Raw genomic sequence first — 13,077 nt, forward strand, 5'->3', positions numbered from 1 at the left:
CGTTACAACGGCGTGTCGGCGAAAGTCGACACGCCGTTCCCATCGGGGCTTTCGTCCGTCGGATTTCATAACGGCAAGCGACTCCCGGGCTCCCGGACGGGTGGTCGGCGACATGACGCGGCGTGGGGGCCGTGGTTAGTGTGGACGCCGGTCGCCTCTCCGGGAAGCGACGATTCGGACTGATGGTCGTTGCTCAGAGGAGATGGTCTGCTTGGCGTGGGATTTCGTGGTGGACCGGTGGAGCCAGATCTGGTTCGCCTCATGGCAACACTTCTCGCTCGTGGTGCAGTGCCTCGTCCTGGCGGTCGTCGTCTCGGTCGGCCTCGCCGCCCTGGTGCACCGCAACCCGACGCTCTACGCGCTGGCCAACGGGGTGTCGGCCGTGGGGCTGACCCTTCCGTCGTTCGCGCTGGTCGGCCTGCTCATCCCCTTCGCGGGGTTCGGCGTCGCGCCGTCGGTCATCGTCGTCACGTTCTTCGCCGCACTGCCGATCCTGCGGAACGCCGTCGTGGGCCTGCACGAGGTCGACGGTTCGCTCGTCGAGTCGGCCCGCGGCATCGGCATGGGGCGCTTCCGGACCCTGGCGACCGTCCAGATGCCCCTCGCCTGGCCGATCATCCTCACCGGCGTGCGCGTCAGCGCGCAGATGGTGATGGGCATCGCCGCGGTCGCGGCGTACGCGCTCGGCCCGGGCCTCGGCGGCTTCATCTTCTCGGGCCTGTCCCGACTGGGCGGCGCGAACGCGCTCGCCTCCGTGGTCACGGGCGTGGTGGGCGTGGTCCTCCTCGCCCTCGTCCTCGACCTCCTCCTCGTCGGCCTCGGCCGCCTGACCATCTCGAGAGGCATCCGTGTCCAGAACTGACCCCACCCGCGCCTCCTCGTCCCCCTCGGACGAGGTCTCGGGCCGCAGCATCACCCTCGACCAGGTCACCAAGCGGTACCCCGGCCAGGCCGAGCCGGCCGTCGACGGCATCACGCTCGAGATCCCGGCCGGCAAGATCGTCATGCTCGTCGGACCGTCGGGGTGTGGCAAGACCACGACCCTCAAGATGATCAACCGGCTGATCGAGCCCACCGAGGGGCGGATCGTCCTGGACGGCGACGACGTCACCTCGATCGACGGCGACGAGTTGCGCCGCCGCATCGGCTACGTGATCCAGGCCGGCGGGTTGTTCCCGCACATGACCGTCGGGGCGAACATCGCCATCGTCCCGAAGATGCTCGGTTGGTCGAAGGAGCGCATCGCCGCCCGCGTCGACGAGCTGCTCGAACTCGTGTCGCTCGATCCGGCCACGTACCGCGACCGTTACCCGCGTGAGCTCTCGGGTGGTCAGCAGCAGCGCGTCGGCGTCGCGCGGGCACTGGCGGCGGACCCGCCCGTGTTGCTGATGGACGAGCCCTTCGGTGCCGTCGACCCCATCACCCGCCAGCGCCTGCAGGACGAGCTGATCAACATCCAGCACGAGCTGCAGAAGACCATCGTCATCGTCACCCACGACTTCGACGAGGCCGTGAAGCTCGGCGACTGGATCGTCATCTTCTCCGAGGGCGCGCACATCGTGCAGTACGACACCCCGGAGCGCATCCTCGCCGAGCCGGCGAACGAGTTCGTCGAGAACTTCATCGGGTCGGGGGCCGGCCTCAAGCAGCTGACGCTGACGCGCGTCCGTGACGTCGACCTCGCCGAGGCCGTCGTCGCCCGAGCGGGCGACTCGGCCGCCGACGTCCTCGCCCGGGTCGAGGCGGCCGGCCACGGCCACGCGGTCGTCGTCGACGACCGGGAGCGCCCCGTCTCGTGGCCCTCGCGCCGCCAGCTCGGCCGTCTCGACGTGCTGGGCTCGTCACCCGACGCCGACCTGCCGGTCATCGGCAGCGGTGCCACCCTCAACGACGCCCTGGACACGATGCTCGTCTCGAGTGCGGGTGCGGCCCTCGTCACCGGTCGACGCGACGCCTTCATCGGCGTCATCACGGTCGAGGTCGTCATGGAGGCCATCACGCGGGCGCGCGCGTCGGCCGCCGAGGCCCACCACGACGCTCCGGTGGGCACCAACACGGGCTCGTTCGACGTCGTGCCGGGAGCCCCCGTCGACGAGAAGGACGCGGCGTGACCGCCTCGGTCGCCCTGGCCTCGGTCGGCGGACGCCCGTCCGGCCGGCGGGGGCCCCGCCCGGCGTGGCTCGGACTGCTCGTGCAACCCGTGGCCGTGTTCGCCGTGTTCGCGGCATTCGTCGTGTGGCTGACCACGGCCGACCTGACGACGGCCGAACGGACCACCCTCAACCCCTCCGACCTGCTGGCCTACACGGGCGAGCACCTGGCGTTGACCTTCGTCTCCGCAGCGCTCGTCCTCGTCCTCGCCATCCCCCTCGGCGTGCTGCTCACCCGGCGGCCGTTCGTGCGCATCAGCGGTCCCGTCCTGGTCCTCGCGAACTTCGGCCAGGCCGCGCCGGCCATCGGACTCATCGTGCTGCTCGCGTTCTGGCTCGGCTTCACGTTCTGGGCTGCGGTCGTCGCCCTCGTGCTCTACGCGGCACTTCCGGTGCTGCGCAACACCATGATCGGACTGCAGAGCGTCGACGCCCGCCTCGTCGAGGCCGGTCGGGGCATGGGGATGAGCGCGTCGTCCGTCCTGCTCAAGGTCGAGCTGCCGCTGGCCGTCCCCGTGATGCTCTCCGGCATCCGCACGGCCCTCGTGCTGCTCGTGGGGTCCGCGGCCCTCGCCACGTTCATCGGTGCCGGCGGCCTGGGGCTGCTGATCACCACCGGGGTCAACCTGTTCCTGCCGCGGGTCCTCGTCTCCGGGGCCCTGCTCATCGCCCTGCTCGCCCTCTTGATCGACTGGCTGGGCCGTGTGGTCGAGTACGTCGCCCGTCCGAAGGGACTCCGCGCATGACCGTCTCCCGCCTCCCCCGACGACTGCGTCGCGCCTCCTCGTCCCTCGCCGTGGTCGGCGCCGCGACGCTCGCCCTGACCGGGTGCGGCCTGCAGCCGGCGACGGCGTTCGTGCCCGCCGTGGCGCCCGGCTCGATCCGAGCCGTCGAGGGGTTGCCCGACGACGCGGCGATCACCGTGACGGCGAAGAACTTCACCGAGCAGTTGATCCTCGGGAAGATCGCCGTGCTCGCCGCGCAGGCCGCGGGCTTCGAGGTCACCGACATGACGAACGTGCCGGGGTCGGTGGCGGTGCGACAGCTGATGCTCGACGGGACGGCCGACATGACCTACGAGTACACCGGCACCGCCTGGCTGACCTACCTCGCCGAGGCGGAGGGCATCCCCGACCAGCAGGAGCAGTACAAGGCCGTCCGCGACGCGGACGCCGACAACGGCCTGACCTGGCTCGAGCCCGCGCCCCTCAACAACACCTACGCCATGGCGGTCCGGGCCGAGGCCGTTCCCGAACTCGGCGACATCACGTCGCTCTCCCAGATCGCCGACCTGCCCGTCGAGCAGCGCACCTTCTGCGTCGAGGCCGAGTTCAACTCGAGGGCCGACGGGTTCGCCCCCATGCTCGCGGCGTACGGGCTCGAACTCGGCGCCGCCGACGGTGTGCCGACGAGCAACGTGAGCATCCTGGACACGGGCACGGTCTACACCGCGACCGACCGGGGCAGCTGCAACTTCGGCGAGGTCTTCACGACGGACGGCCGGATCGACTCGCTCGACCTCGCCGTGCTGGAGGACGACCAGGGCTTCTTCCCCGCCTACAACGCGGCACCCGTCCTCTCGACGGCCACCCTCGAGGAGTACCCGCAGCTGGCCGAGGTGTACGACGAGATCTCGCCGGCCCTCACGGACACCGAGATGCGACGACTCAACCTGGCGGTCGACGTCGAGGGCGAAGAGCCCGCCGACGTGGCCTTCGACTGGATGGTCGAGCAAGGATTCGTCACCCGTCCGTGACACGCGGACGAGGGTGATTGTGACGGGTGATGCGCCCCCCGGCCGAAGGGCCGGGGGGCGCTGTCCGTCTGTACCCCACCTGCGCTGCAGACACCAGGGGTGACGAGAGATGAACGACACCTGTCGGGGTGATGAACGGCACGGACGGCGGCGTGTCGACCGTCGGGCCGGACGTGGTGTCACCGGTCTGAACAGGACTTTTGCGTGTCTCACGCCGCGGGCCACCCTCCGCCTGGAACGGGACGCGCCGTGGCCGCGCTTTTCACGGCTTCTTGTCACCCCCGCACGGGTGACATCGCGGGGTCCGAGGGTCACCCGTTCGGGTGTCGGCAACAGGGGGGACACGATCGCCCCCGAACGGGGGGTCTTGTTAGACTCCTATGGCGGGTGCCCCCCGAACTAGAGTCACAGCATCCTCCTGGTCGACCCGAAATCGCCAGGAACCGAGAAACCCGACCCTCTCCACCGGGAGCATCTGCTCCCGTCACCGCACCGACCCGAATCGTGCGTCGAGCAGACCCGCTGCCCGGCGCGCCCGTCGCCGCCCGGCCGACGTCGCGCACCATCGTGATGTCCGTGCTCCGGCGCGACGCCTGGGCGGTCGATCGAACCCGAACCTCGATCGACCGCCCGCCACCGCCCCCGTCGTCACCACCGACGTGGGCGTGCCGTCGCCTACCCGAACCCGAGACCCGATGTCCAGCACGCAGAGCGAACTCCGCTCACTCCTGGTCGGACCGTCGTCACCCCGACGGATCGACCCCCCGTTCGACCTGACCGAGTCGGACGGCCCCCTCGCGGCGCCCGCCGTGACACACGACGCCGAGTCCGGCGCCGCCTGGGCTCGCCGCTACCGGCGCCGGCTCCGCCTCGTCGACACGGCCGTCCTGACCCTGAGCATCGTCGGTGCCGTCGTGGTGGACGCCGCGAGGGCCATCGCCGCCGGTCGGGGCTCGGACGCGTCCACCCTGATCGAGTCGGTGGGTTCTCCCGTGCTCCCCGTCGTCGTCGGGCTGGTCTGGACCTTCTGCCTCACGCTGCACCGCACCCGCGACCTCGCGGTCGTCGGCAGCGGCGTCGTCGAGTACAAGCGCCTCCTCACGGCGAGCGTCTGGGCCTTCGCCGTCGTGGCGATCGGGTTCGCCTCGGTCGGCCACATCGGCGGCGAGGGCTACTTCCTGGTGGCGCTGCCCGTCGGCGGTGCCGGCCTGGTCGTCGGCCGGTGGACCATGCGGCGCTGGCTCGAACGCCAGCGGGCCAAGGGCCACTACCTGTCGCGAGCCGTCATCGTGGGATCGCGCGACGACATCGCCGACGTCGTCCGTCGCATCGACAAGACGAGCGGTGCCGTGTACGACGTCGTCGGGGCGGCCGTCCCGGACGCCGACCCGAGGGGCATCGTCGTCGGAGGCCGCACCGTCCCCGTGGTGGCCGACCTCGACGGCGTCCCGCGTGCGGTCTGGCGCCTGGGCGCCGAGAGCGTGATCGTCGCCGGCGAACCGGGTCGTGGCCGGGAGTACCTCCGCGACCTCGGATGGTCGCTCGAAGGACGAGCGACGGAGCTCGTCATCGCCTCGCGACTGACGAACGTCGCCGGGCCCCGCATCCACTACCGCCCGGTCGAGGGTCTCCCCCTCATGCACGTCGAGCTGCCGCAGTTCGACGGCCCGCGACACGCCCTCAAGCGTCTGTCCGACCTCGCGCTGGCGTCCGCCGCGCTCGTCGTCCTCGCGCCGGTGTTCGCCGTCGTCGCCCTCGCGGTGCGGCTCGACGGTCCCGGCCCGGTGCTGTTCCGTCAGCGCAGGGTCGGCCGTGACGGGCGCACCTTCGAGATGCTGAAGTTCCGCTCCATGGTCGTCGACGCCGAGAGTCGGCTCGCCGGCCTCGCGCAGGCGGACGAGGGAGCCGGCCTGCTCTTCAAGATGAAGTCCGACCCGCGGGTCACCCGCGTGGGTGCCGTCCTCCGTCGGTGGTCGCTCGACGAGCTGCCCCAACTGTGGAACATCGTCCGAGGCGACATGAGCGTCGTCGGGCCCCGGCCGCCCCTCCCTCGCGAGGTCGAGGGGTACGAGGACCACGTCCACCGACGCCTGTACATCAAGCCCGGACTCACGGGCATGTGGCAGGTGAACGGACGCAGCGACCTCAGCTGGGAGGAGAGCGTCCGCCTCGACCTCTACTACGTCGAGAACTGGTCGCTGACGGTCGACTTCGTCATCATGTGGCGCACCGTCCGGGTCCTTTTCGAGCACCGGGGAGCGTATTGACCCCCACCAGCAGCATCCGAGACCACCGCGGGCCGTTCACGGGCCCGGACCACGCTCACGACGACAGGGGAGAGAGCATGTCCGTCGACATCAGGCACTACCGGGACCGCGAGTCCGCACCGGCGACGACCGCCGCACCGATCCTGCGGGAGGACGCCCGGACGGGCGTCGACCTGCCCGAACTCCCCCGCCGCCGGAGGGGATCGCGGCGCAGCCGGGTGCTGCTGGTGCATTCGTCCGACGAGATGTACGGCTCGGACCGGATCGTCCTCGAGGTGGTCGGTGAGCTCGCCGCCCGCGACGACCTCGACGTGACGGTCTGGCTGCCCTCCGACGTGTCCGTCGGGCCCCTGGGGCCGAGGCTGCGCGAGCTCGGGGCGCGCGTCGAGCGCACGCCCCTCCCGATCCTGCGCCGGACCCGGCTCGGACCGCTCGGACTCGTCCGCCTGGCCCGCGACGCGGCGCGCACGGCGCTGAGACTGTCCGGGCGCCACTTCGACCTCGTCTACTGCGCCACGAGCGCCTGCCTGATCGTCGCGCCCGTCGCCCGGGCCATGGGCGTCCGCCGCGTCGTGGGGCACCTGCAGGAGCCCTGGAGCGACGGGGACCGTCGAGGCCTCCGTCCCCTGGCCCGCGCCTGCACCTCGTTGGTCGCCGTGTCGCGGTCGGTGCTCGACTCGTCCGGCCTCTCGGAGGACTCGCGCGCCGTCGTGGTCCACAACGGCGTGTCGGACCGCTCGATCGCCGTCACCGACCGTGCCGAGGGTCGCGCGCCCCAGTACGTGGTCGCGAGTCGCTGGAACGGCCACAAGGGCCACGCGACGCTCCTGACGGCCTGGAACGCGGCAGGCTGCCCCGGGCAGCTCGTCATCCTGGGCGGCCCGCCGGCCGTCGGCTCCTCCGTCGACGTGCCCGGTCTGGTCGCGGCGATCGTCTCGCGACCCGAGACCGTCACCGTCGTGGGAGAGGTCGACGACGCGTCGCCCTACCTCCGCGACGCCGACGCGGTCATCCTGCCGACCGACACCCTCGAGGGCTTCGGACTCGTCACGCTCGAGGCGTTCAGCCAGGGGCGTCCCGTCATCGCCAGCCGCTCCGGCGGCCCCGAAGAGGTCGTCGACGAGGGTCACACGGGCTGGCTCTTCGACCGTCGCGACGTCGACGGCCTGACCGAGATCCTGGCGTCGATGGACGTCTCCACCCTGGCCGTCGCCGGGCGCCACGCCCGCGAGGCCTACCTCCAGCGGTTCACACCGGAACGCATGCGCCGCCGCATCGGCGCGGTCGTCACCCGCGAGCTGCACACGGCCGACGTCGACTCCCTGGCGGTGGCCTCGTGAACGACGCCCCCGCGACCGCCGAGGCGACCTCGGCCCGACCCGCCGTGCCCCGCGCCGTGCGTCCCGCCCTCGCCGCGCTCGCGTCGGCCCAGAAGCCGTCCACGGGTGCGCCCGCCTATTCGCGCTTCGTCAACCGCCGACTCGGTCGATGGGCCGCCGCGGTGGCCTACACCGTGGGTGCCACTCCGAACCAGGTCACGGCGCTCAGCGCCGCGTGCACCTTCGCCGGCATCGCGGTCCTCGCCTTCGCGCCGTCCGGCATCGGGACGGCCCTGACCGTCGTCCTGCTGCTCGTCGTGGGTTACGCCCTCGACTCGGCCGACGGACAGGTCGCGCGCCTCCGGGGCGGCGGCAGCCCCGCGGGCGAGTGGCTCGACCACGTCATCGACGCGACCAAGATCGCGGTGCTGCACCTGGCGGTCTTCGCGTCGTGGCTCCGTGAACCGGAGGGTCGCGAAGCCCTGCTGGCCGCGCCGCTCGTCTACCAGGTCGTGGCGACGGTGGCGTTCTTCGCCATCGTCCTGACCGATCAGCTCCGCCGGGCGGAGGCGGCCCGGACCGGCGTCGCCGCGCCCGTCGGACGTCGCACGGGACTGCTCTACTCGCTGGCGGTCGTCCCGACGGACTACGGCCTGATGTGCCTCGCGTTCGTCCTGCTGGCCTGGCCGCCGGCGTTCACGGTGGTCTACCTGGCGCTCCTCGTCGCGAACGCCGGCTACCTCGTCCTCGCCCTGCCGAAGTGGTTCCGCGAGCTGAGGTCCCTGACTCCCCCGTCGATCGGTTCGAGGTCGTGAGCCACGAGGTCGCCCCGGTCCGTCGGGCCGTCTCGGGGGGTCTCGGTCGGGCCGTCTCGCGCCATGCCGCGCTCATCGGCGTGGCGGCGCTCCTCGGGGTGGCCGCGGGCGTCGGCGCATCGCAGCTCGCTCCGGCCGACTGGCGCGCCGAGGCGACGCTCCTCGTCCGGGTCGAGTCCCCGGGCTCGGGCCTCGCGGCCCGCGGTCAGTTCGCCCAGCAGCGCGTGGCGTCCTACGCCGAGCTCGGCACGAGCCCGGAAGTCCTCGGACCGGTCGCGGCCGACCTCGGCCTGCCCGTCGACGAGCTCGCCGAGCGGGTCTCGGTGGTCAACCCGGACGGCACCGCGGTCCTCCGCGTGCAGACGACGGCCGGAACGCCCGACGGGGCCGCCTCGCTCGCCGACGACGTCGCCGAGAGCCTCTCGGCGGTCGTGGATCGCGCCGAATCGGACGCCGGGTCGGACGGTCAGACCGTCGCGCTCGACCTCACCTCCCCCGCGGCCGTCCCGACGACGCCCGACGAGCCGGGCCTCGCGCTGACGGTCCTCTCGGGTCTCCTCGCCGGCCTGGCGGTCGGTCTCGCCGGCGCGCTCGTCCTGGCCCGTGCCCGGCCCACGGTCGACACGGTCGACGACGTGCGCCGCATCACGGGGCTGCCGGTCGTGGGACAGCTCCCGGGGGCCCTCCGGCAGGGCGACGACCCGGTCACCGGAGCCTCGTCCGCCCGGACCCGCACGGCCCTGCGCGAGGTCGTGCAGAACACGAGGGCCCTCCGGGGTGGCTCGCTGCCCGCCACGCTCCTGCTGGCCCGGACGGACTCGGTCCGCGAGGCGGTCGGCGTCGACGGCGGCCTCGCGCGCGCCGTCGTCGAGCTCGGCGCCACGTGCGCCCTGGTCCAGTCCGACTTCGACACCCGCACGCTGTCCCGTCCCTCGACGGTGCCCGTGGGCGCCGTCCCCGAAGAAGTCGAGGCCGATCGGCACGGCTACGACCGCGTGCCGGTGTCCGACGGGGTCGTCGCGTCGTCCCGTCACCTGGTCCGTTCGGGAACCCACGCCTTCTTCGCCGCTCTGCGCGAGGACTACGACGTCTCCGTCGTCCAGGCCTCCAGCGACTCGCACCCGCTCGCGCTGCGCAGCGTGACCGACGAGGTGGACGGCGTGCTGCTGGTCGTCCGGTCCGGGGTCACGACGGTCGAGTCCCTCCGGAGCCTGAGCGCAGAGCTCGTCAGCCTGGACGTGCAACCCGTGGGCGTCGTGCTGACCGGGGTGCCCCCGTGGCGCCGGGTCCTGGTGCGTGCCACCTGGCTCGACGACGACGTCCGTCACCCCGTCGAGGAACCCGCGCCCTCGTTCAGCATCGCCGACCTCGTGGACCACGCGGGCGCCGCCCGCCCGCTGCAGGACCTCCCCCGCCTCCGACGCCGGCCCGGTGCCCTGTCGTGAGCACCTCCGAGCACCACCCCGACGAGAGGACCACACCCGTGGACGTCATCCCCACCCCCGCCACCGGCCTCGCCCTCGACCCCGTCGACGGCGGGAGCGGACGAGGAGGCGCGGGCCGGGTCGGCTACGCGGCCGGCGCCTTCGACCTGTTCCACATCGGTCACCTGAACCTGCTGCGGCACGCGTCCGCGCAGTGCGACCACCTCATCGCCGGCGTCGTGTCCGACGAGATGTTGCAGGTGACCAAGGGCATCTCCCCCGTCGTCCCGCTCGCCGAACGGCTCGAGATCGTCCGCCACATCGACGTCGTGGACGGCGTCCACGCCGAGACCGTGCCCGACAAGATGGACGTCTGGCGCGAGCTCCGCTTCGACGTCTTCTTCAAGGGCGACGACTGGCGGGGCACCGAGAAGGGCCTCCGGCTCGAGCGAGAGTTCGGGGCGGTCGGGGTCGAGGTCGTCTACTTCCCGTACACCATGAGCACGTCCAGCACGGTGCTCCGCAGGGCGCTCCGGGCACTGTCCGGGGCGCCGGGCCAGGGCGGCGAGACGGTCGCCGTCGGCGACTCCGTGCGACTCCAGGGCTGATCGATCCTCCCCAGCCCCGCGTCGATCCTCGTCGATCGATGCGGCTGGGGAGAACCGTCCGGGAGCGGTGGCGGCCCGAGATGCTCGACCCATGACACTCACCTCGGTCCTCGACACCACCCTCGACCGCCCTCCCGCCGACCCGGTCGCAGCCTTCGCCGCGTCCGATCCCGGACGCGTCCCCGATCCGCACGCGCCCGTCCAGGACGTCGACGACCTCGTCCGCCACGTCGAGGCCATCGTCCCGTCGGCGGTGCGTCGCCAGCTCTGGACGTTGTTCTTCGACGACGACGACGTCCCCCTCCCCCTCATGGTGCCCCTCGAGGGCATACCCGAGGTGCCCGACACCGCCGCCCTCGACCACTACGGCGATGCCCTGGCCGCCGTCGCCACCGAGTTCGGCGCCGCGACCGTGGCGTTCGTCCTCGAAAGGGTCGGCGCCGCGTCGCCCCGTCCCTCGGACCGCCGGTGGGGTGACGGCCTCCGGGCGCTCGGGCGAGGACGGCCCTTCGAGGTCAGACCGGTGCTGCTGTGCGGCGACGAGGGTGTCTCGACGCTCGGCCCGAGCGGGGGCACCAGGGTGCGCCCGGCCCCGGACGGCGTCCCTCAGGCGTCCTCGAGGCCCGTCCGCCTGGTCGACATCGTCCGCCTGCCCTGACCCCGCTCGCGGTCGACGAGTCGCCACCAGGCGGTCTCGGCGAGCTCGGGGGACGTGTAGACGCCCAGGCGGGCCGGCTCGGCGTCGGTCGGGCTCCACCGGCTCAGTCGGTAGCCGCCGCCGAAGCGCTCGACGACCGCCTCGGGTGCCCCCTCGGGGTCGGCGCGCACGGTCCACCGGTCGGGGACGTTCTCGTCGAGCATCGGTCGATCGTACCCGGGTCAGGCGCGCTGGCCGAGGCGGCCGCGCAACACGTCGATGCGCTTCTGGATCTGTTCGGTGCTGGCCTGAGCGACGGACGGGCCCCCGCTGATGCGCCTGAGGTCCGCGTGGATCAGCCCGTGCGGTTCGTTCGAGTGCCGCGACCAGATCGACACGAGCCGGCTGAGCTCTTGCCGCTGCTCTTTGATGGTCTGGTAGAGGGGTCGGGCCTCGTCGACCGGAGCGGTCGTGGGCAACCCGGTCTTCGGAGCCCGTCGCGCCTGGGTGGCCTGCCGCTGCCGCAGCAGGTCGCGGACCTGGTCGGGCTCGAGCAGACCGGGGATGCCGATGAAGTCGAGTTCTTCGAGGCTGCCGATCTCGCCTCCGGTGCCGAACTCGCCGCCGTCGTAGAGCACCCGGTCGAACGAGGCCTGCGAGTCCAGGGCCTCGAACGGTTGCTGCTCGAGGAGGCTCGACGCCTTCTCGTCGCGGTTGGCCGCGGCCATCATGTCTTCTTCGGGGGCGAACAGGCCGTCGTCGGCGTCGGTGGGCCGGTCGAGCGCGTGGTCGCGTTGCAGTTCGAGCTGGTTGGCCAGGGCCATCAGGCTGGGCACGCTCGGCAGGAAGATCGACGCGGTCTCGCCCCGTCGGCGGGCTCGGACGAACCGTCCCACGACCTGGGCGAAGAAGAGCGGCGTCGACGCCGAGGTGGCGTACACGCCGACGGCGAGACGCGGGACGTCGACGCCCTCGGAGACCATCCGGACCGCGACCATCCAGCGGCTGTCGCCGTCGGAGAAGGCCTGGATGCGGTCGGAGGCGGCCTTCTCGTCGCTCAGGACGACGGTGGGGCGCTCACCCGTGAGCTTCTGCAACACGGCCGCGTACTGCCGAGCCGCGGTGTGGTCGGTGGCGATGACGAGACCACCCGCGTCGGGCACGCCCCGGCGCACCTCGGTGAGGCGCTTGTCGGCCGCCGAGAGCACGGCCGGAATCCAGTCGCCCTGCGGCGACAGCGCCGTACGCCAGGCCTGGGCCGTGATGTCTTTGGTCACGGCTTCGCCGAGGGACGCGTTCATCTCGTCGCCCATCCGGGTGCGCCAGCGCATCTGACCGGCGTACGCCATGAAGAGGACGGGTCGCACCACGCCGTCGGCGAGGGCACGGCCGTAGCCGTACGAGTAGTCGGCCCTCGAGGTGCGGATGCCGTGCTCGTCCGGGGCGTACTGCACGAACGGGATCGGAGCCGTGTCGGACCGGAACGGGGTGCCCGTCAGCGAGAGACGGCGGGTGGCACCGGTGTAGGCCTCGCGGATGCCGTCGCCCCAACTGAGCGCGTCGCCGCCGTGGTGCACCTCGTCGAGGATGACGAGGGTGCGACCGGCCGTCGTGATGGCCTTGTGCACCTCGGGCTTCATGCCGACCTGGGCGTAGGTGACGGCGATGCCGTGGTAGTGCCGCCCGAAGGTGCCGTCGGCGTTCTTGAACATCGGATCGAGGCGGAGGTTGACCCGGTCGGCGGCGTCGGCCCACTGGCGCTTCAGGTGCTCGGTGGGGGCGACGACCACGACGCGGTCGACCTCGCCGCGGGACAGGAGTTCGGTGGCGAGGCGGAGGGCGAACGTCGTCTTGCCGGCGCCCGGTGTGGCCGCCGCGAGGAAGTCCCTCGGCATCGTCGAGAAGTAGAGCTCGAGGGCGTCGGCCTGCCACGCGCGCAACTTGCTGGCGGTGCCCCAGGCGGCCCGCTCGGGGAACGCGGGCGAGAGGTGTTCGGCGGCCGAGTTGCCTGCCGAGACGCCGACGTCGAGAGGGTCGGACGAGAGGCCGTCGAGGTGCTGCTCACCCCCGGCGGGGTCGGATGCGTTGGCGGTGCTCACTC

The 13,077-nt window shown here is 72.2% G+C and carries 12 protein-coding genes; 10 read left to right on the top strand and 2 right to left on the bottom strand.

What is annotated here, in order from left to right:
* Positions 1-211 precede the first annotated feature (211 nt).
* The 10 genes from ACIOSR_RS00670 (at position 212) to ACIOSR_RS00715 (ending at position 10,997) form a co-directional block, all read left to right on the top strand.
* A complete protein-coding gene (locus ACIOSR_RS00670; protein WP_233568317.1) occupies positions 212-862 on the top strand; it encodes an ABC transporter permease in 651 nt (216 codons plus the stop codon).
* Complete coding sequence (locus tag ACIOSR_RS00675; RefSeq protein WP_056045134.1) at positions 849-2,111, top strand: ABC transporter ATP-binding protein; 1,263 nt, start codon at positions 849-851, stop codon at positions 2,109-2,111. Before ACIOSR_RS00670 ends, ACIOSR_RS00675 begins: the two co-directional genes overlap by 14 nt.
* An 80-nt stretch (positions 2,112-2,191) precedes the next feature.
* On the top strand, positions 2,192-2,896 hold the full coding sequence (locus ACIOSR_RS00680; RefSeq protein WP_402752189.1) for an ABC transporter permease: 705 nt from the start codon (positions 2,192-2,194) through the stop codon (positions 2,894-2,896).
* A complete protein-coding gene (locus ACIOSR_RS00685; RefSeq protein ID WP_402751608.1) occupies positions 2,893-3,906 on the top strand; it encodes a glycine betaine ABC transporter substrate-binding protein in 1,014 nt (337 codons plus the stop codon). The genes ACIOSR_RS00680 and ACIOSR_RS00685 overlap by 4 nt, the downstream gene beginning before the upstream one ends.
* Positions 3,907-4,601: 695 nt before the next feature.
* Positions 4,602-6,173, top strand: coding sequence for a sugar transferase (locus tag ACIOSR_RS00690; RefSeq protein WP_402751609.1), 1,572 nt, complete (start codon positions 4,602-4,604; stop codon positions 6,171-6,173).
* A 77-nt stretch (positions 6,174-6,250) separates the two neighbouring features.
* Positions 6,251-7,513, top strand: coding sequence for a glycosyltransferase family 4 protein (locus tag ACIOSR_RS00695; RefSeq protein ID WP_056045142.1), 1,263 nt, complete (start codon positions 6,251-6,253; stop codon positions 7,511-7,513).
* Positions 7,510-8,307 (top strand): CDP-alcohol phosphatidyltransferase family protein, encoded by a 798-nt coding sequence (locus ACIOSR_RS00700; protein WP_402751610.1) that lies wholly within the window; start codon positions 7,510-7,512, stop codon positions 8,305-8,307. The genes ACIOSR_RS00695 and ACIOSR_RS00700 overlap by 4 nt, the downstream gene beginning before the upstream one ends.
* The gene (locus ACIOSR_RS00705) at positions 8,304-9,752 is read left to right on the top strand and encodes a hypothetical protein (protein WP_285063451.1); all 1,449 of its coding nucleotides are present in this window, start codon (positions 8,304-8,306) and stop codon (positions 9,750-9,752) included. The genes ACIOSR_RS00700 and ACIOSR_RS00705 overlap by 4 nt, the downstream gene beginning before the upstream one ends.
* 146 nt (positions 9,753-9,898) lie before the next feature.
* On the top strand, positions 9,899-10,339 hold the full coding sequence (locus ACIOSR_RS00710) for an adenylyltransferase/cytidyltransferase family protein (protein WP_056047412.1): 441 nt from the start codon (positions 9,899-9,901) through the stop codon (positions 10,337-10,339).
* Positions 10,340-10,430: 91 nt separating this feature from the next.
* A complete protein-coding gene (locus ACIOSR_RS00715; RefSeq protein ID WP_173150841.1) occupies positions 10,431-10,997 on the top strand; it encodes a hypothetical protein in 567 nt (188 codons plus the stop codon).
* Here the strand turns inward: ACIOSR_RS00715 and ACIOSR_RS00720 are convergent.
* Positions 10,946-11,200: a hypothetical protein gene (locus tag ACIOSR_RS00720; RefSeq protein WP_056045153.1), complete on the bottom strand. Its 255-nt coding sequence runs from the start codon at positions 11,198-11,200 to the stop codon at positions 10,946-10,948. The genes ACIOSR_RS00715 and ACIOSR_RS00720 overlap by 52 nt on opposite strands.
* Positions 11,201-11,218: 18 nt before the next feature.
* Positions 11,219-13,075 carry a DEAD/DEAH box helicase gene (locus ACIOSR_RS00725; protein WP_402751611.1) on the bottom strand — a complete coding sequence of 619 codons (1,857 nt, stop codon included), beginning with the start codon at positions 13,073-13,075 and terminating at the stop codon, positions 11,219-11,221.
* Between the last annotated feature and the right edge of the window lie 2 nt (positions 13,076-13,077).

Origin of the sequence: Frigoribacterium sp. NPDC087798, assembly GCF_044742985.1 — a bacterium.
Taxonomy (GTDB): Bacteria; Actinomycetota; Actinomycetes; order Actinomycetales; family Microbacteriaceae; genus Frigoribacterium.